This is a genomic window from Lentzea sp. CC55 (genome assembly GCF_021056325.1).
Classification (GTDB): Bacteria; Actinomycetota; Actinomycetes; order Mycobacteriales; family Pseudonocardiaceae; genus Lentzea; species Lentzea jiangxiensis.
In genome coordinates this window covers 316,016-335,453 of the sequence record NZ_JAJCXE010000046.1, presented here as the reverse complement: position 1 = coordinate 335,453, position 19,438 = coordinate 316,016, and the positions used below count along the sequence as shown (strand labels likewise).

Sequence of the window (19,438 nt, the reverse complement as noted above, 5' to 3'; positions counted from 1 at the left end):
CGCATGCCGCTGGACGCGCCGGAGCGTCAGCAGGAGGTCTTCGCCGCCGTGCTCCACGTCCTGGCCGAGGTCGGCTACGCCCGGTTCAACATGGACCTCGTCGCGAGCAGGGCCCGCGCGTCCAAGGCGAGCCTCTACCAGCGCTGGCCGTCCAAGGCGCGGCTGATCACCGACGCGCTGAAGGCGAACCTGCCCGAGCTGCCGCAGCCGGACGAGGGCACGTTCGCCGAGGACGTCCGCCGGATCCTCGTCGCGTGGGGCGAGCCGATGCCGTTCGACACCGCGGGGATCTTCCTGGGACTGCTCGAGGGCAGCCGTCAGGACGCCGATCTCGCGTACCTGCGCGAGGAGCACATCGACCGCGCCTACACGCTGCACCTGCAGGTCGCGGTGGACCGGGCGAAGGCGCGCGGTGAGCTGCCGACCGACCTCGACGCCGGGATCCTCATCACCGCGCTGATCTCGACGTTCGTGCTCCGCTCGGAGGAGCAGGACGTGGTCGGCGGCATCGTGGACGGCCTGTTGAGACCGTTGATCGGGACCTTTAGAACCAAATAACTCGTCAGATCGTAGTAGCTGCGCTACGTTCGGTGATGGTTTCAAGAGAACAGTTCTGTTCTATTGAGGGGACTCCCGTGACTGAAGCTGCTGTCTGCCCGGTCCACCACGAACGCGACCACCCGCTCCACCCGCCGATCGGCTTCGCCGAGGCCGTCAGCGATGGGCCGGTGAAGATGGTCTGGCCCAACGGTGTCGAGGCGTGGGTGGTGTCGAGCTACGCCGGGGTCCGGCAGGTGCTCTCCGACCCGCGGTTCAGCACGCGCAAGGGCGGCCAGCCGGAGATGCGCACCGACGAGGGCGAGGCGGTGCTCGACCCCGACCAGCCCGGCAACATCAACGGCATCGACGGCGCCGAGCACATGCGGTTGCGCCGTCCTCTCTCGCGCGGCTTCATGGTCAAGCGCATGAACGAGCTGCGTCCCCGCATCCAGCAGATCGTCGACGAGCACCTCGACGCGATGGAGGCCAAGGGCGCTCCCGCCGACCTGGTCAGCTCGCTGTGCCTGCCGCTGCCGTCGCTCGTGATCGCGGAACTGCTGGGCGTGCCACCGGAGCACCAGGAGCTGTTCCAGGCCACGGCCGGCGACCTGTTCGGCAAGAACGGCTCGAAGGACGAGTACCTCGCGCACGCCACCAAGCTCGCGGAGGTGCTCACGCCGATCGTCGCGGAGAAGAAGGCCGCGGGCACCACCGACGACATGATCGGCCTGATGGCCAACGACACGGACTTCAGCATGGAAGAGCTGATCTTCCTGTGCATCGGGCTGCTCGCCGCCGGCCACGAGACCACGTCGAACTTCCTCGGCCTGTTCACGCTGCACCTGTTCGAGAAGCCCGACCAGCTGGAGGTCCTGCGGCGCGATCCGAGCCGCGCGGACGTGATCGTCGAGGAGCTGATGCGCTACACCGTCGGCCAGCTCGGCGGGCCGGGTCTCACCCGCAGGGCGACGGAGGACGTCGAGGTCGACGGCGTGCTCATCAAGGCGGGCGACTGGGTGAGCGTGTCGCTCATGGCGAACCTCGACGAGGCGCTGTGCCCGCGTGCCGAGGAGCTCGACCTGGAACGGGATGCCGTGTCGCACCTGGGTTTCGGGTTCGGCCCGCACCAGTGCCTCGGCGCCAACCTGGCCCGCGCGGAGCTGCAGATCGGGCTGCGGACGTTGTTCGAGCGGTTCCCGAACCTGCGCCCGGCGGTCCCCGTGACCGAGATGCGCTACCGCAACGACATGATCACCTACGGCGCCGCCGAGATCCCGGTGGTGTGGTGACGTGCGGCAGAACGCGACCGTCCGGATAGACCAGGCCAGGTGCATCGGATCGGGCCAGTGCGTGCTCGCCGCGCCCGACGTGTTCGACCAGTCGGACGACGACGGGCTCGGCCTCGTGCTGATCTCGGAGCCTCCCGCGGAGCTGCTGCCGGGGGTTCGTGACGCGGTGGACAGGTGCCCCGCCCAGGTGGTGACCCTGCAAGAGTGAGCTGATCGGCCGTTCCGGTGAGGTGCCGTCACGGGAAATGGATTCAGCTTTCCTCGGCTGACACCGCTATGGCCCTTTCCGATCACCACGACCGTCCGAAATCGTAGGCGCGACCACCACGGCGTCGTGGCGGTCGCGCCGACGTGTCCGGCGGGAGTCGGAAGACCCTTCCCGGCCAGGCCTGACAACGGGATGGTGTCGGCGGCGCCGTGAGTACCGGCGGTGTGCAACGGGTGACTCCGCTCAGGGTGTCCGACGCACGTCAGGAGGGCCAACCATGTTCAACGGCGATGCGTTTCCGGCTCGCGTGGACAGAACCGACGTGCGGCATGTCGAAACGTTGACGAGTGCGCTCAGAGCGCTGGACCACGAATACGGCGGAGGTGCCTGCCGGGACGCCTGCGTCGCGTTGTTGAACTGGGCGAGCCCGCTGCTCGACGCCGGCTCCGCGAGCAGGGTGCTGCACCGGCTGCAGGTCGCGATCGCGGACCTGCACAACCTCGCCGGCTGGGCGTCGTTCGACATGGGACTGCTCGAGTCGGCGCACCTGCACTTCGGCCGTGCGATGGGCCTCGCGCGCGCATCGGGAAACTGCGCGCTGGAGGCGAACATCCACTACCGGATGGGCCGCGTGCACCTGCACTACGAGCTGGCGGAGGACGCTTTGGCCTCGTTCCGCCGAGGACTGCCCGTCGCGCGGGCCAGCGGCTCCACCCTGGCCATGTCCATCCTGCACGCGAACGAGGCGTGGGCGCTCGCGAAGCTGGGCGCCGAAAGGCAGGCGCTGCGCCAGTTCGCCTGCGCCGAGGACGAGTTCGCCCGTGCCCGCACGGAGGACGCACCGCCGTGGGCGCGGTTCTTCGACCTGGCCGACCTGGTGTCGATCGGCGGCATGGTGCACACGGAGCTCGCGCGGACCTGCGACGTGAGGTACGCGCGATCGGCGATCCCGTTGCTCACCAGGGCGATCTCCTCCGGGGGCGAGGACGCCGCGCGCAGCCAGTCGTTCCGGCTCGCCGCGCTGGCGATGAACTACCTGGTGCGCAACGAACCCGAGCAGGCGCTGGAGGTCGGGGAGCAGGCGATCGCGGTGTCCGGCCCGATCCGCTCGGCGCGCACCCGCGACCGCATGCGGCCGTTGAAGCAGGAGGCGGCGCGGATGCGGGGCAACGAGGCCGCGGACCGGCTGGCGTCGAGCCTGGGGAAGTTCATGACGAGCTCGCAGGGCGCCGCGTAGGGCGTGCCCGCGCTGTTCGTCGTGGAGGCGTCACCGGGGCCCGAGGAGAGGTTGGGCTTCGAGCCCCGGCGACACCGCCGGGGAGGAGCGGCGCCCCGCTGGGGGGCCAAAGCGCCGCTCCGGTCCGCGCCGGCCGCGGCACCGGTGCTGCCCGGTTTCCCGGGCGTTGTCCCCCATGAACAACGCCGATGCCGCGGCCGAGGTTGTTCTCCCCCCGGGCGAGAATCATCACGCGGCCCGCTGACATTTCGCTGACACCTCCGGGTTACCGGCTGGTTAGGATCGGCGTCATGCAACGGCGGTGGGGGTTCAGGGTTCTTGGATCGTTGCAGGTCATCGACGACGGACGGATCGTGGAACTGCGCTCGGCCAAGCAGCGCGTCCTGCTCGCCGCGTTGTTGATGAAAGCCAACGCGCCCGTGTCGACGTATGAACTGATGGAACACCTTTGGGGCGAAGAGCCTTCGGGTGCCGCGCGCGCGACCCTGCAGACGTACGTCATGCGGTTGAGACAGTCGCTGGACGACTTGGCGGACCGCAAGCTGGTGCGCACGTGGCCCACCGGCTACTCGATCCACGTCGAGGACGACCAGCTCGACCTGCTGACCTTCCAGCGCCTGCGCGCCGAGGCCCGGCGCGCGCCCGACCTCGAGACCGAGGCCCGGCTCCTGGGCGAGGCCGCGGCGCTGTGGCGCGGACCGGCGCTCGACCAGGTGTCGTCGCTGCGGATGGAGCAGACCGACGTGCAGCGGCTCAACGAGCAGCGCTGGGAGGTGCTGGAACGCCGCAACGACGCCGAACTGCAGCTCGGCCGGCACGACCAGGTCGTCGACGAGCTGCGCTCGCTCGTCGCGGAACACCCGCTGCGCGAACGGTTCTGGTACCAGCTGATGCTCGCCCTGCACCGCACCGGTCAGCAGGCGCAGGCGCTCGACGTCTACCGCCGCGCCGGGGAAGTGCTCGCCGACGAGCTCGGCATCGACCCGAACGCCGAGCTCCGCGCCCTGCACATGGAGGTCCTCGCCGGTTCGTCGGCACCGGTCGCCGTCCAGGCCGGACCGTCGTGGCTGCCGCCCGCGGTGGGCGACTTCTCCGGACGTGCCGACGAGGTCGCGCGCCTCACCGCCGGGCTGCGCTCCGGCGGGACGTGGACGATCACCGGACCCGGCGGTGTCGGCAAGACCTCGCTGGCGGTGCACTGCGCCCACGTCGTGCGCGACGCCTTCCCGGACGGCCAGCTGTACCTGAACCTGCGCGGCGGCGAGCAGAAGCCCGTCGAGCCGGCCGCGGCCCTCGACCGGTTGCTGCGCGGCCTCGGTGTGTCGGGCGGCGCGATCCCGTCCACTGTGGACGACCGCGTCGACCTGTACCGCGACCTGCTGTCGGACCGGCGGATCCTGGTCGTGCTGGACAACGCGGTGAACGAGGCCCAGGTCCGGCCGCTGCTGCCGGGCACCACGTCCGGGGCCGCGCTGGTGACCTCCCGCGCCGCCCTCGCGGGACTGGAGGCGGCGCACGTCGTGCCGCTGGACGTCCTGCCCCCGTCCGACGCCCTGGCACTGCTGCGGGCGGCCGTCGGTGAAGCCCGCTGCGCCGCCGAACCCGCCGCGGCACAGCAGATCGTGACCTACTGCGGCAACCTGCCGCTGGCGCTGCGCGTGGCGGCGGCCCGTCTGGTGGCGCGCCCGCACTGGCAGCTCGCGAAGCTCGCCGGCCGGTTGTCCGACGAGCGCCGCCGCTTCGACGAGCTCTCGCTGGGCGACCTCGACGTGCGCGCCTCGCTGGCGTTGTCCTACGACGGCCTCGACGAGTCGCACCGGGCCGCGTTCCGGTTGCTGTCGCTGGTGGACACCCCGGACTTCCCTGCCTGGGTCGCGTCCCCGCTGCTGGGCCTCGACCCCGACGACGCCGAGGACCACGTCGAGGCGCTGGTCGACGCCAGGCTGGTCGACTACGCGGGCCGCGACGCGCTGGGACAGGTGCGGTACCGCCTGCACGACCTGCTGCGCGCCTTCGGCCGCGAGACCGCCACCGAGGACCCGGCGGTGGCGCTGAGGCCGTTGTTCGAGCAGTGGCTGGACCTCGCGATGCGCGCGGACGCGGAGCTGCCGCACCAGGGCGTCCGGCTGGATCCCGTGGCGCTGGAACCGTTCGACCTCGGCGACGCGGCGGAGTGGTTCGACGCGGAGTGGCAGAACGTCCACGCCGTGATCAACCAGGCCGCGGCGCTCGGCCTGGGCGACCTCGCCGCGGAGCTCGCGATCCGGTCGATGGCGTTCTGCGACCTGCGGGCGCGCTTCGACGACTGGGAGCAGATCAACTGCCTGGGCCTGTCGTGCGCGCCGGCCGACCGCAGGCCGATGCTGTTCCAGCAGCGCGGAATCCTGCGCGCGCGGATGCACGACTACGCCGCCGCCTCGGAGAACTTCCAGGCGGCGCAGGAGGGTTTCGCCGCCGCCGGGGACGTGTGGGGCGAGGCCTACGCCTGGTACGGCATGGGCTGGATGCACGAGTGGGGCGGCCGGTCCGCCGAGGCCCGCTCGGCCCACCGCGAGGCCATGACCCGGTTCGCCGCCTCCGCGAACCGGCACGGCGAGATCGAGGTGCTCTGCTCGCTGGGCGCCATCGAACGGCGTGCCGGCGGGCTGGACGCGGCGTCGGAGTACCTGCAGAGGGCCCGGCTGATCGCCCGCGAGATGGGCGACGAGCAGAGCGAACTGATGGCGACGCTCGAGCTGGGGCGGTTGCACCAGTTCACCGGGGAGCTGGAGCTCTCGGTCTCGCTGCTGCGGTCTTCGCTGGCGGCCGCGCAGAAGCTCGGCGACCCGGACCTGGCGGCGAACGTCCGGTTGTTCCTCGCGGACACGCTGGTGCGGTCCGGGGTGGACGCCGCCGCGGAGGAGCAGCTGGAGCAGGCCTGGGATTTCTTCGAGGCGCACGACGACCGGCAGGGCCGGATCTGGGTGTGGCGGCTGAGGTCCGGGATGGCGCACTCGGCCGACGAGGCGTTGAGGCTGGCGTCGCTCGCGCTGGAGTCGGCTCGCGAGATGGGGTCGCCGCCGGAGTTCGGCCGCTCCCTGCGGGTGTTCGGCAACGCCCTGGAGCGGGCCGGGCGGGCGCGGGAGGCTCGGGAGCAGTGGCGGCTGGCCGAGGAGACGCTGACCGCTGCCGGGTTCCAGGCCGAGGTGGAGGAGCTGCGGATGGCCACTTCGTGAGGTGGCTGCCTTCGGAGTGACGTCGCCTCGAGGCGGTGGGCGCCTTCGACCCGGCATCGCGCGCAATCGCCGTCGTGGTCGCGTTCACCGCTTCCCAGGCGGCGCAGGCGTTCCCTGCTCGCCCCCGGCTCCGGGTCAGCCCTGGTTCTGGCTCAGCACCGTGTCCACGGTGACGCCCGAAGCCACGATCATGCTCAGCAGCGGGTCCGGCACCTGCCGGTGGAACTGCACCACGTAGTTGTCCGCGGTCGAGAACATCGCCTTGCCCAGGCCCTGCCACGTCTTGGTGATGCGGGCGACCTCGGTGCCGGTGTGGTCCTGCAGCGAGAAGTTCCACGCCCGCCAGTTCTCCGCGTGGATGCCGCCGGCCTTCATCCCGCCGCAGACGTAGGAGAAGCGGACCTTGCCGAAGACGTTCTCCTGGATGATCTCGCCGATGGGCATGCCGTCGCCGCGTTCCACCAGGACCTTGGACTTCCACATCGTCGCCGGGCGGGTGACGCGCAGCAGCGGGTGGCCGTGCACGTCGCGGATCTCCAGGCGGACGTCGAGCACCGCGTCCATCTTCGTGAAGGCGCGCAACGCTTTCGCGGCGCCGGACTGGCCCACCTGTTCGACGGTGGCGAGGTGGCGGGCGTGCTGGTCGTAGATGACGTAGGAGTTCGACATCTCGATCAGCTTCGCCTTCTGGTTCACCACCAGGACCGGTTCGGTGAAGAGGCTGCCTCCGCCTCCCCGGACCGGTTGCGCGATGCCGGCGCGCTGGACCTGGTGTGCCACTCGGTCCTGGCCCGTGCCGCCCACCTGCATCTCGAGGTGGTGGGCGTCGGTCTGCTGCCGGCGCGGCTGGAGGTGGTGCGTCCACTGGTTGCCGTCCCACCAGCGCACGTAGCGCGGGTCGGCGTTGTCCGGGTACCAGCCGGGCGCGGTGTTCACGGCCCGAGCCCAGGGGCGGGGCGGTCGTCGGTACCAGGCGACGGGGCACTGGTGTGTCGCCTGGTACCGACGGCGGTCAGCTGATCGTGATCGCCCCGGCCGGGCAGAGGCCCGCCGCTTCCTCCGCGGTGGCCTCGTGTGCTTCGTCCGGGTGTTCCTGCAGGAGCACGACGGTGCCGTCGTCCTCGTTCTGGTCGAAGAGGTCCGGGTCGGTCAGAACGCACATCCCCGATCCGCAGCACTTCGACTGGTCGACCGAAATCTTCATGACGACCACGCTACTGGCAGCGAGTGCACCCCGTAGATGCCCATGTCGGTGCGCAGCGGGACGTCCTGCGGTGCCACGTCGAGGCGGAGGTCGGGGAACTCCTGGAACAGCTTGGAGAACCCGATCCGCATCTCGATGCGGGCCAGCTGCTGGCCCAGGCACTGGTGGATGCCGTGGCCGAACGCGACGTGGCCGCTCGCCGGGCGGCGCAGGTCCAGTTCCTCCGGGTTGCCGGGGAACTTCTCCGGGTCCCGGTTCGCCGCCGGCACGTGCATCAGGACGGTGTCGCCCGCCTTGATGAGGTGGCCGTCGATCTCCACGTCCTCGGTCGCCGTGCGCACCGGTCCGAAGTGGATGATCGACAGGTAGCGCATCAGCTCCTCGACGGCGTTGTCGATGACCTCGGGCTCGTCGCGCAGGACCTTCAGCTGGTCCGGGTGCTGCAGGAGCGTGAACGTGCCGATGCCCAGCATGTTCGCCGTGGTCTCGTGACCCGCCAGCAGGAGGAGCAGCGCCATGTTCGCCGCCTCCTCGTCGGTCGGCTCACCCGTGGCGATCAGGTCGCTGATCATGTCGTCGCCCGGGGTCTCCTTCTTGCGGGCGACGAGCTCCCGCATGAAGACCTGGATGCGCCCCATCGCGTCCATGGCCTCCTGGAACGTCGACTCCAGGCTCAGCAGCTTCGCCGTGTCCTCCTGGAACCGGTGGCGCTCCTCGTAGTCCACGCCGAGCATCGCGCAGATGACCAGCGACGGCACGGGGAGGGCGAACTCCTTCACGAGGTCCGCCCTGCCGTCGAACGACCGCAGGTGCTTGAGCTGGTCGTCGACGATCGTGCCGATCCACTCGGACAGCTGGTTCATCCGCCGGACGGTGAACTGGCCCTGCAGCATCTTGCGCAGCCGGGTGTGGTCCGGCGGGTCCTGGCTCAGGAACATGCCGGGCTCGACCTTGCGCCGCTCGGGCGGCGCTTCGCCCTGGAACCGGACGTCGAGCATGTGGTGCTTCGAGGGGTCGTTCGTGAACTTCGGGCTTCCCAGCACCTCGCGCACCTGGTGGTGACCGGTGACCAGCCAGCCGAGGTGACCGTCGGCGAACTTCAGCCTGCTGATGCGGGCCTTCTCGCGGATCTCGGTGACCTCGGCGGGCGGGTCGAACGGGGTCTGGCGCTTCGTGGGCAGTTCGTCGGAGATCAGTTCGGTCATCTCGCACACCTCCCAGTGCTCGGCAGAGGACCTATTCCGAACGTACAGAAAATTCAGGACTCCGTGAAGGTGATTTCAGGGTCACGGAACGCCACGACGCGAAATCCGTCCGCATCTGCCGGTCGTGGGTCGCGACGGCCACGGCGGCCGGTGTCCGCCGGAGCGCCTCCGTCAGTTCGTCGACCAGGGCGATCGACAGGTGGTTGGTCGGTTCGTCGAGCAGCAGCACGTGCGGACCGCCGCTCAGCAGGATCGCGAGCTCCAGGCGCCTGCGCTGCCCGGTGGAGAGCCGGCTGACCGGTCGCGTGACGTCCTTCCCCCGCAGCAGGCCGAGTTCCTCCACCCGCGGGCACAGCCGCGCCGCGGTGGCGCCCTCGTTCTCGAACGAGGACTCCTGCGCCAGCAACGCGACCCTGCCGGCGTGGCGGACGGTGCCGCTCGACGGCTGGAGCCGGCCGGCGAGCACGGCGAGCAGCGTCGACTTGCCGGCCCCGTTCGGGCCGGTGACCAGCAGCTTCTCGCCCGCGGCAAGGGAGATCGGCTCGGTGAGCTCGAGCCTTCCCGGCACCGTGAGCGGGGTGGCGTGCAGCAGGTCGCCGCTCGCCTCCAGCTCGGGTGGCGTGAAGCGCAACGGCGGCGGGGGAGCGCCGACCCGCTGGCCGTCCAGCTCCTCGAGCCTGCGGGCGACGTTGCGCATCTTGTTCGCGGCACGCGTGCCGCGCTTGTGCTTGAACGCCCCCTTGGGCGGCCGCCAGGCGTCCTTCAGCCGCGTCTGGGCGCGCTCGACCTTCTCGGCCAGTTCGTCGTGCTCGGCCTCCTCCTGGGCGAACCGCTGCTCCCACCGGCGGCGTTCGGCGCGCTTGGCCTCCTTGAAGGCCCGGTAGCCGCCGCCGTGCAGGTGCACCTCGCCGTCCGGGCTCGGGTCGAGGTCGAGCAGCTGGGTGCAGACCTCGTCGAGCAACGTGCGGTCGTGGCTCACCAGCACCACGACACCGTGGTGCTGCTGCAGGCGTTCGGTGAGGAACGCCAGCGCGGCCGCGTCGAGGTGGTTGGTCGGTTCGTCGAGCAGCAGGACGTCCGCGCGCTCGGCGAGCAGGCAGGCCAGCCGGACGCGGTAGCGCTGACCCACGCTGAGCCGGGCCAGCCCCGCGGACCTGTCGTGGTCCGCGTCGAGCGCCTTGAGCGCGATGTCGGCGCGGCGTTCGGCGTCCCACGCCTCGATGTCCTCGGCGTGCGCCAGGGCGGCGGCGTAGCGCTGCTCGTCGAACGGCTCCGCCGCACTGTCCAGTTCGGACAGTGCTCGACGGCTCTCGCGCAGTGCTTCGGACAGCAGGTCCCCCACCGTTTCGCCTTCGTTGAACGGCATTTCCTGTTGTACGAGGCTCAACGAACCGTGGCGCGTCACGGTTCCCTGGTCCGGTGCGAGGTCTTCGGCCAGCAGGCGGAGGAGGGTGGTCTTGCCGCGGCCGTTCTCGCCGATGACGCCGAGACGCTGGCCCGCGGAGACCGTCAGTGAGATGCCGTCGACGACGGGCCCGGCCTCATAGCCCTTGGTGAGATCTTGGGTCGTCAGATGCACATGCGAACGCACGGGGATCCTCTTCTGGGTACGCGAAATCAGGACGTGTTGCGCGGTGGCACACGTCCGTGATCAGAGGTAGAAGACCCCGTACCCGAATCCCATGAAACCCACGGTACCTACGGCCGCAACGCCTTTTCGACGGCGTCGCGCAGGTCGGCCACGCTCTCCTCGGTGCCCGGCTCCGGACCGGTCGTGCTGCCGCCGCCGACGAGCCGGTAGAAGAGCAGGCCCTCCAGGAACGCCGTGAAGTGCGCGCCGGAGCGTTCGGGATCCTGGTGCCCCAACGCCTTCGCGAGCGCCGTGGCCTGCTCGCGCGGCGAGTGGACCAGGATCGACCGCAGCTCGGGGTGGTGCGTGGCCTCGAGCATCGCCGCGTACCGGGCGAGCGTCCGGTTCCGCTCGACGAGCCAGCTGTCGAGCGTCCTCGCGATGCTGCCCGCGACGTCGGCCGGGTCGAGGGCGGTGTCGATCCGCTCCTGGGCGGCGAGCCGTTCCACGAACCCCTCGACCAGCGCCTTGCGGGTGCGGAAGTACGCGCTCGTGGAGCCTTCCGGCAGGCCGGCCCGGCGGTCGACCGCCCGGTGGGTGAGGCCCCGCATGCCCTGCTCCGCCACGAGCTGGATCGCGGCGTCGGTGATGAGGTCTTTGCGCATCGTGGTCCCGATCTCGTCCTGGGACGCACTCTACAGGTGTAGATTCCTCTACACCTGTAGAGGAGGATGCGATGAAGGCGATCGTGGTGGGTGGCGGCATCGGCGGGCTGGCGGCGGCGGTGTCGTTGCGGCGCGTCGGCTGGGAGGTCGTCGTCTACGAGCGTGCGGCGTCCTTCGGTGAGATCGGCGCCGGTGTCGGGGTGATGCCCAACGCGTTGCGCGCGCTGGAGTGGATGGGCGTCGCCGACGAGGTCCGGCGGCTGGGCACCCCGCGCGTGTCCGGCGGCGTGCGGTCCTGCGACGGGCGCTGGCTCGTGCACCTGCCCGACGTCGGCCAGGACCGGGTCGTCGCGATGCACCGCGCCGACCTGCACGGCGTCCTGCTGCGCGCCCTGCCGTCCGAGATCCTCGTCAACGACGTCGAGGTCACCAGCGCCGAAGAGCTGGACGCGGACCTCGTGGTGGCGGCGGACGGCATCCACAGCCGGCTGCGCGCGGAACTGCTGCCCGGCGCGCCGGAACCGGTGTACGCGGGGGCGACGGCGTGGCGCGGGGTGGCGCCGGGGCCGTACGACCTGCCGATCTCGCAGACGCTCGGTCCCGGCCGCGAGGCGGGGATCCTGCCGCTGGGGGACGGCAGGGTCTGCTGGTACATGGCCGCCGTGGCGCCCCCTCAGGCGCCGTTGGACCCGCTTGAGCTGTTCGCGGGCTGGCACGACCCGTTGCCCCGTCTCGTGGCGTCGACGCCCGACGTGATCAGGCACGACATCTACGAGCTGCCGCTGCTGCCGACGTTCGTGAAGGGACGGGTCGCGCTGCTCGGCGACGCGGCGCACGCGATGACGCCCTACCTGGGGCAGGGAGCGTGCATGGCGCTGGAGGACGCGGTGACGCTGGCGGCCGTCGGTGGTGATCTCGCCCGCTACGACGCGTTGCGGAGACCCCGCGCGCAAGCGGTGTGGAAAGGGTCGCGGATGGCGGGCAGGTTCGGCATCGAGGTGCGGTCGCCGGTCGCCCTGGCGTTGCGGAACTCCGCCTTCCGCCTCCTGCCGCATTCGGTGGCCGTCAAGGGGATGACGCGTTTCACCGCTTGGCGGATGCCGGCCGAAGTTCACTCGAACGGGTCGAGTCCGTCGGCGACCTAGATCGCCGATCACTGTTTGATGACGGCGCTATAACGGTCCAGAACCACCCTTTGTCGCGCCCATTGTCACCCGGTTGCGGTATCAAGCATTCGCTGAGCGTGTCGGACGCGGTCCAGTGATCCAGATGGCGTAGCGCTACAGGCGGTTTCCACTACCCGAAAGCGCAACTACGGTGCCTCGCCATGACCCCCGTCCCGACTGATGTGCTGCCCCGTTCCCTCACGGCGCTTCCCCCGGCGCAGGTCGAGAACACCGTCGAGATCGACATCGCCGAGGCCGAGGACTTCGTCCGGCAGCACCACGCCGAACACCCTGACCTCGGACCGGTCGAGGCCAGGCTGGCCGAGGTGCACGCCGAGATCGCCGCGACCGGCACCTACCGCCACACCGCCGCCGAACTGACCTTCGGCGCCCGCGTGGCCTGGCGCAACAGCTCCCGCTGCATCGGCCGCCTGTACTGGCGGAGCCTGAAGGTGCGCGACCTCCGGGAGACGTCGGCCCCCGCCGACGTCGCGAAGGAGTGCGTGCAGCACCTGCGCGTCGCCACCAACAAGGGCAAGATCCGCCCCGTCATCACGGTCTTCGCCCCCGCCGAACCCGGCACGCACGCCCCGCGGATCCTCAACGAGCAGATCATCCGCTACGCCGCCTACCGCGGTTCCGACGGCGGCGTCCTCGGCGACGCGCGGAACCTGGAGCTCACAGAGCTCGCGGTGAAGCGGGGCTGGCAGCCGCCGTCCACCCGTGGCCCGTTCGACGTGCTGCCGCTGATGGTCTCCTGCGAGGGCCACGACCCCGCGCTGGCCGAGATCCCGGCCGACGCGGTGCTCGAGGTCCCGCTGTCGCACCCCGACCTCCCGTGGCTGGCGACGCTCGGCGTGAAGTGGCACGCCGTTCCCGCCATCAGCAACATGCGCCTGCGCATCGGGGGTGTCGACTACCCGTCGGCGCCGTTCAACGGCTGGTACATGGGCACCGAGATCGGCGCCCGCAACCTGGCCGACCACGACCGCTACGACCTGCTGCCGTACCTCGCCAAGCGGATGGGCCTGGACATGTCGTCAGAGGCGACGTTGTGGCGCGACCGAGCCCTGGTGGAGCTCAACCGCGCCGTCCTGCACTCGTTCGCGGAGGCCGGGGTCACGATCACGGACCACCACACCGAGTCGAAGAGGTTCCTGACGCACCTGGAGAAGGAGGAGGCCGCCGGACGAACCTGCCCCGCCGACTGGTCCTGGATCGTGCCACCCGTGTCGGGCGGGCTGACGCCGGTCTACCACCGCTACTACGACTCGGGTGAACTGCTGCCGAACTTCTTCCCCGCCGGCAAGCCCCCGGGTTGCCCTGTTCCACACTGACGGGGTGCAGCTCACCCGAAGTCTCACCCTCACCGACGCCGTCTTCGTCGGGCTCGGCTCGATGATCGGCGCGGGCGTGTTCGCGGTGTTCGCCCCGGCCGCAGCGGCGGCCGGGTCCGCGTTGCTCGTCAGCCTCGTCGTGGCGGGTGTGGTGGCCTGCTGCAACGCGTTGTCGAGCACCTGGCTCGCGGCCCGCTACCCGCAGTCCGGCGGCACGTACGTCTACGGGCGGGAACGCCTCGGGCGCGTGTGGGGCGACCTGGCCGGCTGGGCGTTCGTCCTCGGCAAGACGGCGTCGTGCGCGGCCATGGCGCTGACGGTCGGCGTGTACGTCGGCGCACCCAAAACCGTTGCGGTGGCGGCGATCGTGGCGCTGACCGTGCTGAACCTGACCGGCGTCCAGAAGTCGGCGCTGGTCACCCGCGTGATCGTGGTCGCCGTTCTGCTCGTCCTGGTGCTGACCGCTGTGACGGCACGCGATGCCGTGCAGCCGGCGGAGTTCCTGCCCTCAGGAATCCTTCCCGCCGCCGCGCTGCTCTTCTTTGCGTTCGCCGGCTACGCGCGCATTGCCACTCTCGGAGAGGAGGTTCGAGAACCAGAACGCACGATCCCCCGTGCCGTGGTCATCGCGTTGGCCATCACCTTGGTCGTTTACGCCGTGGTGGCTGTCGTGGCGTTGAACGCGCTGGGCAGTCGTCTGGCCGTGTCGACCCTGGCTGACGTGTCGCCTTCTCTGGCGCCCGTAATCCGCGTCGCCGCTTGCCTGGCCGCCCTCGGTTCGCTGCTGTCGTTGCAACTGGGCGTCAGCCGGACCGCGCTGGCCATGGCGCGCGACCGCAGGCTGCCCGGCTTCCTGGCCGACCTGCGCTGGGCGGAGATCGCGACCGGGCTGGTCGCGATCGGGCTGGTGCTCACCGTCGACGTCACACGGGCGATCGTGTTCAGCTCGTTCTGCGTGCTGCTCTACTACGCGATCGCCAACGCCAGCGCGTGGACGCTCGGTAAGCGGGTCGTGCCCGCCGTTGGGCTGGCAGGGTGCCTGACCCTCGCCGGTGCGGTGCTCTGGCAACTGTGATGTGGCCCAGGTCACCTTTGATCGCGTAACGTGCGTACGGTGAAAGTGGGAACCCCCGCAGAGTCGCGGCCCGCCGAGCGCCGAGTCGCCTGCGTACCGGACACGGTGTCGTCGCTGGTCGACGCCGGTCTGACCGTGCAAGTCCAGGAGGGCGCCGGGCGACACGCCCACGCCCCCGACGCCGCCTACCGGGCGGCGGGCGCGACCGTGACGCCCGAGGACCCGACACCCGAGTCCGACGTCGTCGTGTCCGTGCAACCGCTGTCGCCCGACCAGGCCTCCCGGTTGAAACCGGGCGCGGTCACGATCAGCTTCCTGCAGCCGGGTGCCGAACGGGACCTGCTCGAGGTCTACCGCGAACGCCGGGTCACGTCGTTCAGCTTCGACCTCCTGCCCCGCGTCACCAGGGCCCAGGGCGCGGACGCCCTGTCGTCGCAGGCACTCGTGGCGGGCTACCGGGCCGTCCTGGTCGCCGCCGAACGACTGCCGCGCTTCCTCCCGATGTTCACCACGGCGGCCGGCACGGTGCCCCCGGCGAAGGTGCTGGTGCTGGGCGCGGGCGTCGCGGGCCTGCAGGCCATCGCGACCGCCCGCCGTCTGGGCGCCGTCGTCGAGGCGTACGACGTGCGCAAGGCGGCCGGCGAGGAGGTCCGCAGCCTGGGAGCGAAGTTCCTGGAGCTCGACCTGGAGACCCAGTCGGGCGTCTACGCGTCCGTGCAGTCCGAGGAGTTCCTGGAACGCCAACGAGAGCTCATCGGCGAGCACGTCGCCGCCTCCGACGTCGTGATCACCACCGCCGCCGTTCCCGGCCGCAAGGCCCCGGTCCTCGTCACGACCGACATGCTCAAGGCGATGGCCCCCGGCTCCGTGCTCGTCGACCTGGCCGCGGAGTCCGGCGGCAACTACGCGGGCTCCGTCGCGGGCTCGGAGACCTGGGTCGGCGACGTGCTGGTGCACGGCGCCCAGAACCTCCCGTCGTCGATGCCCGTGCACGCGAGCCGCCTGTACGCGCGCAACGTCGTGAACCTGCTCAAGCTGATGATCGCGGACGGGACGGTGTCGCCGGACCTCACCGACGAGGTGCTCGACGGCTGCTGCCTCACCCACGACGGTCGGATCCGCAAGGAGTTGCCGTGATCGACCTGCTGACGATCTTCGTGCTCGCCGTCTTCGTCGGCTTCGAGGTGGTCTCGAAGGTGTCCACGATCCTGCACACACCCCTGATGTCCGGCGCGAACGCCATCCACGGCGTGATCCTCGTCGGCGCGATCCTGATCACGGGGTCGGCGGAGAGCACGCTGGAACTGGTGCTCGGGCTGCTCGCCGTGTTCCTGGCGACGGTCAACGTGGTCGGCGGGTTCGTGGTGACCGACAGGATGCTGGAGATGTTCAAGAAATGACCATCGTCCAGTTGATGTACCTCGTCGCGTCGCTGTGCTTCATCCTGGCGCTGAAAGGCCTGAGCTCGCCCAAGTACGCGCGCTACGGCAACTTCATCGGCGCGTTCGGCATGCTGGTCGGGGTGGTCACCGCCTACGTCCACGGTGTCGTCCACAACGGACTGTGGATCCTGCTCGCCATCGCGCTCGGCGTGGCCGTGGGCATCCCGGCCGCGCGCTCCGTGAAGATGACCGCCATCCCGCAGATGGTCGCGCTGTTCAACGGGGTCGGTGGCGCCGCCGCGGCCCTGGTCGCACTCGCGGAGTTCTTCGCCGTGCCGGACACCACGGTGCTGTTCCGGCTCGCGTCCGTGCTGACGGTCCTGATCGGCTCGGTCAGCTTCTCCGGCTCGGTGGTCACGTTCCTCAAGCTCCAGGAGCTGATGACCACGCGCCCGGTGCTCCTGCCGGCCGGGCGGCAGCTCGCGATCGCCGCCGGTGTGGCGTCGGTCGCCCTGTGCGCCCTGACGGTGGCGGTGCCGAACGGGGTGCTGCTGTGGCTGCTGGCGGCGGCGGGACTCGCGCTCGGTGTGCTGTTCGTGCTGCCGGTGGGCGGGGCGGACGTGCCGATCGCGATCTCGTTGCTCAACGCGTTCACCGGTCTGGCCGTGGCGGCGTCCGGGTACGTGCTGGCGAACACGCTGCTGATCGTCGCGGGCACGCTCGTCGGCGCGTCCGGCACCATCCTGACCCGGCTGATGGCGCAGGCGATGGGGCGCTCGCTCACGAACATCCTGTTCGGTGCGTTCAAGGCGACAACCGCCACCGCGCAACAGCAAGAGCAGCGCACGGTCAAGTCCGGCACCGTCGAGGACGTCGCGATCCTGTTGGGGTACGCGAACAACGTGGTCGTGGTGCCGGGGTACGGGCTCGCCGTCGCGCAGGCGCAGCACGCGGTGCGGGAGCTCGTGTCGCAGCTGGAGAAGCGCGGAGTCGCCGTGTCGTACGGCATCCACCCCGTCGCGGGGCGCATGCCGGGGCACATGAACGTGCTGCTCGCGGAGGCGGACGTGCCCTACGAGCAGCTCAAGGAGCTCGACGACGTCAACCCCGGCATCACGTCGGTCGACGTGGCCGTGGTGGTCGGCGCGAACGACGTGGTGAACCCCGGCGCGCGGGACGAGCCGGCCAGTCCGATCTACGGCATGCCGATCTTCGACGTCGACCGCGCGAAGTCGGTGGTGTTCATGAAGAGGTCGATGCGGCCGGGTTTCGCCGGCGTGGACAACGAGCTGCTCTACAACCCGAAGACGACGCTGCTGTTCGGGGACGCGAAGGACTCGCTCACGAAGCTCCTGGCGGCGGTGAAGCAGCTCTAGCCAGCAGGTCCGTCACCTCGGCGGCGCGCAGGGCGGGCAGCAGGCCGATCACGCCGTCCGCGCCGGCGGACCTCCAGTGCTCGGCGTCGTCGAGGGTGTGGACCTCGTCGACGCCGAAGCGCACGCCGAAGCTGTGCACCGTCGCGATCAGGTCGCGCATCGCCTGCCGCAGCGGGGAACCCGGCGCGGGGGCGGGTGCCCGGGTGATCACCGAGCGAACGGGCACCTCGGTCAGCACGGCGAGCTCGTCGTGCCCGCCGCGGAACCCGTCCAGCGCCGTCACGATGCCGCTGTCGTGCAGCACCACCGCGTTGTCGTCGCCGGCGAGCACCGAGGAGATGTCCAGGGCGATGCGCAGCCGTCCGGCGGGCAGGCCCGTCTCGTCGAGCGCTCGCTTGACGTCGGCCACCAGGTCCTCGTCGCGGGACTGCAGGGCACCCAGGGCGATGTGCAGCACAGGTGCCCTGTCGCCGAACTCCCCGGCCCAGCGCGCGGCCTGGGCGCACGCCTCCTGGAGCAGCCACCGGCCGATCGGCAGCGACAGGCCGGTCGAGTCCGCCAGCGCCATCAGGTCGTTGTGGCTCAGGTCGTCCCAGTGCAGGCGGGCGACGGCGCCGAGGACCTCGCGGGTCTCCAGGTCGTGCACCGGCGCGTAGACGATCTCGATCTCGCCGTGCTCCCAGGCGCCCGGCATGGACGAGGCCAGCGCGTACTTGCCGCGGCGGCGCGCGTCGTCGTGCGGGTCGTGCAGCGCCCATTGCCGCTTGCCGCGTGCTTTCGCCTGGCGCAGTGCGGCGTTGGCGCACCGCATCAGTTCGGCGGCCGTGACGAACGCCGGTGGGCGGTCGACGACGCCGATGCTGGCGGACAGCGCGATGCCGTGGTCGTCCACGAACGTGGCTTCGCCGAGGACGTCCTGGATCTCCACGATGGTCGAGGTGACGTTGTCGGCCACCGCGACCAACGCGAACTCGTCGCCGCCGATCCGCGCCAGCACCGCCTTCTTGTCGTGGGCGAGCTTGGTCAGGCGGCGCGCGACGATCTTGAGCAGCTTGTCGCCGGTGTCGTGGCCGAGGCCGTTGTTGACGACCGAGAACGCGTCGAGCCCCAGGTGGTACAGGGTGATCGGGGTGCCGTCGAGCTGCCGTTCGAGCTGCGAGACGAAGTGCTGGCGGTTCGACAACCCGGTGAGCGAGTCGTGCAGCAGCTGGTGGTCCAGGTTGCGCTGCAACAGGTGCAGCTCGCTGATGTCCTCGACCATCGTCACGTGGTGCGTCGGGTTGCCGTCCGCGTCGCGCAGCACCGAGACCACGAGGTGCACCCACACCGGCTCGCCGTCCGCGCGGATCAGCTTGCGCTGGTCGCGGAACCTGTCGAGGTGGCCCTCGCTCACCTTGCGGTACGAGGCGCCCAGGGCGGCCAAGTCCTCGGGGTGGTAGAAGTCGCGCAGGTCGCGGTCGGTGAAATCGGCGCCGGACCTCAGGCCCACGATCTCGGCGAGCGTGTCGTTCGCCTCGACGCACCGGCCGGTGAGGTCGGTGATCACGATGCCGAGCGCGGCGGAGTCGAACACTTCCCGGAACCGCGCCTGGCTGACCTTGAGCGTGCGCTCGACCCGTTGCTTGGCGCGCACGATCGCGACTTTGATCTGCTCCTGCTGGTCGAACGCGTCCATCCGCATGGCCTGTGCGTACGCGGAGCTGAACCGGGCGAGCAGCGGTAGGTCGAAGGTGGGAAAGAGGACCTCGATCGTGACGCGCAACGAGTCCGGACCGGTTGCGTGCAGTGACACCAGTTGATCGGCGACCGATTCAGGTGACTCCGGAAGTCGCACCAGCGCGTCGAGCAGTGCCCGCTCGATCTCGGCGTGGGACAGCGGGATGTACGCGGTGGACGTCAGCGCGTGCATCCAGCGGGTGGCGAGCTCCTGAAGTTCCATCTGTGTGCAGAGCGTACGGATTCGCCGTCT

17 protein-coding genes are annotated in these 19,438 nt (G+C 70.4%); 11 read left to right on the top strand and 6 right to left on the bottom strand.

The genetic code is table 11. The annotated features are described in order from the left end of the window. Positions 1 to 3: 3 nt before the first annotated feature. From L6E10_RS30875 to L6E10_RS30855, 5 genes are all read left to right on the top strand, one after another. Positions 4 to 558: a TetR/AcrR family transcriptional regulator gene (locus L6E10_RS30875; protein WP_236223760.1), complete on the top strand. Its 555-nt coding sequence runs from the start codon at positions 4 to 6 to the stop codon at positions 556 to 558. Positions 559 to 635: 77 nt separating this feature from the next. After that, positions 636 to 1,829, top strand: coding sequence for a cytochrome P450 (locus L6E10_RS40965; protein ID WP_236223667.1), 1,194 nt, complete (start codon positions 636 to 638; stop codon positions 1,827 to 1,829). 1 nt (position 1,830) lies between these two features. Next, complete coding sequence (locus L6E10_RS30865) at positions 1,831 to 2,037, top strand: ferredoxin (RefSeq protein ID WP_236223666.1); 207 nt, start codon at positions 1,831 to 1,833, stop codon at positions 2,035 to 2,037. A gap of 322 nt (positions 2,038 to 2,359) precedes the next feature. Further along, positions 2,360 to 3,274, top strand: a complete 915-nt coding sequence (locus L6E10_RS30860; protein ID WP_236223665.1) for a hypothetical protein — start codon at positions 2,360 to 2,362, stop codon at positions 3,272 to 3,274. A 290-nt stretch (positions 3,275 to 3,564) separates the two neighbouring features. Continuing rightward, the gene (locus tag L6E10_RS30855; RefSeq protein WP_236223664.1) at positions 3,565 to 6,489 is read left to right on the top strand and encodes an AfsR/SARP family transcriptional regulator; all 2,925 of its coding nucleotides are present in this window, start codon (positions 3,565 to 3,567) and stop codon (positions 6,487 to 6,489) included. A 135-nt stretch (positions 6,490 to 6,624) separates the two neighbouring features. On the opposite strand, the gene L6E10_RS30850 is transcribed toward L6E10_RS30855, so the two are convergent. The 5 genes from L6E10_RS30850 to L6E10_RS30830 form a co-directional block, all read right to left on the bottom strand. After that, positions 6,625 to 7,425, bottom strand: a complete 801-nt coding sequence (locus L6E10_RS30850) for a phospholipid scramblase-related protein (protein WP_236223663.1) — start codon at positions 7,423 to 7,425, stop codon at positions 6,625 to 6,627. A gap of 76 nt (positions 7,426 to 7,501) precedes the next feature. Then, positions 7,502 to 7,693, bottom strand: coding sequence for a ferredoxin (locus L6E10_RS30845; RefSeq protein ID WP_090100831.1), 192 nt, complete (start codon positions 7,691 to 7,693; stop codon positions 7,502 to 7,504). Beyond that, positions 7,690 to 8,898 (bottom strand): cytochrome P450, encoded by a 1,209-nt coding sequence (locus L6E10_RS30840; protein WP_236223662.1) that lies wholly within the window; start codon positions 8,896 to 8,898, stop codon positions 7,690 to 7,692. Before L6E10_RS30840 ends, L6E10_RS30845 begins: the two co-directional genes overlap by 4 nt. 31 nt (positions 8,899 to 8,929) lie before the next feature. Next, positions 8,930 to 10,519: an ABC-F family ATP-binding cassette domain-containing protein gene (locus tag L6E10_RS30835; protein ID WP_374237581.1), complete on the bottom strand. Its 1,590-nt coding sequence runs from the start codon at positions 10,517 to 10,519 to the stop codon at positions 8,930 to 8,932. A gap of 77 nt (positions 10,520 to 10,596) precedes the next feature. Continuing rightward, the gene (locus L6E10_RS30830; RefSeq protein ID WP_236223660.1) at positions 10,597 to 11,133 is read right to left on the bottom strand and encodes a TetR/AcrR family transcriptional regulator; all 537 of its coding nucleotides are present in this window, start codon (positions 11,131 to 11,133) and stop codon (positions 10,597 to 10,599) included. Positions 11,134 to 11,204: 71 nt separating this feature from the next. Here L6E10_RS30830 and L6E10_RS30825 point away from each other — a divergent pair, with 71 nt between their 5' ends. From L6E10_RS30825 to L6E10_RS30800, 6 genes are all read left to right on the top strand, one after another. Further along, positions 11,205 to 12,278, top strand: coding sequence for an FAD-dependent monooxygenase (locus L6E10_RS30825; protein WP_236223659.1), 1,074 nt, complete (start codon positions 11,205 to 11,207; stop codon positions 12,276 to 12,278). 182 nt (positions 12,279 to 12,460) lie between these two features. Next, on the top strand, positions 12,461 to 13,636 hold the full coding sequence (locus tag L6E10_RS30820) for a nitric oxide synthase oxygenase (protein WP_236223658.1): 1,176 nt from the start codon (positions 12,461 to 12,463) through the stop codon (positions 13,634 to 13,636). A 4-nt stretch (positions 13,637 to 13,640) separates the two neighbouring features. Then, on the top strand, positions 13,641 to 14,711 hold the full coding sequence (locus tag L6E10_RS30815) for an APC family permease (RefSeq protein ID WP_308102916.1): 1,071 nt from the start codon (positions 13,641 to 13,643) through the stop codon (positions 14,709 to 14,711). 39 nt (positions 14,712 to 14,750) lie between these two features. Continuing rightward, positions 14,751 to 15,848: an NAD(P) transhydrogenase subunit alpha gene (locus L6E10_RS30810; protein WP_236223657.1), complete on the top strand. Its 1,098-nt coding sequence runs from the start codon at positions 14,751 to 14,753 to the stop codon at positions 15,846 to 15,848. Continuing rightward, positions 15,845 to 16,111 carry an NAD(P) transhydrogenase subunit alpha gene (locus L6E10_RS30805; RefSeq protein ID WP_198680616.1) on the top strand — a complete coding sequence of 89 codons (267 nt, stop codon included), beginning with the start codon at positions 15,845 to 15,847 and terminating at the stop codon, positions 16,109 to 16,111. The genes L6E10_RS30810 and L6E10_RS30805 overlap by 4 nt, the downstream gene beginning before the upstream one ends. Beyond that, on the top strand, positions 16,108 to 17,469 hold the full coding sequence (locus L6E10_RS30800; protein WP_236223656.1) for an NAD(P)(+) transhydrogenase (Re/Si-specific) subunit beta: 1,362 nt from the start codon (positions 16,108 to 16,110) through the stop codon (positions 17,467 to 17,469). Before L6E10_RS30805 ends, L6E10_RS30800 begins: the two co-directional genes overlap by 4 nt. On the opposite strand, the gene L6E10_RS30795 is transcribed toward L6E10_RS30800, so the two are convergent. Continuing rightward, on the bottom strand, positions 17,435 to 19,408 hold the full coding sequence (locus L6E10_RS30795) for a diguanylate cyclase domain-containing protein (protein WP_236223655.1): 1,974 nt from the start codon (positions 19,406 to 19,408) through the stop codon (positions 17,435 to 17,437). The genes L6E10_RS30800 and L6E10_RS30795 overlap by 35 nt on opposite strands. Between the last annotated feature and the right edge of the window lie 30 nt (positions 19,409 to 19,438).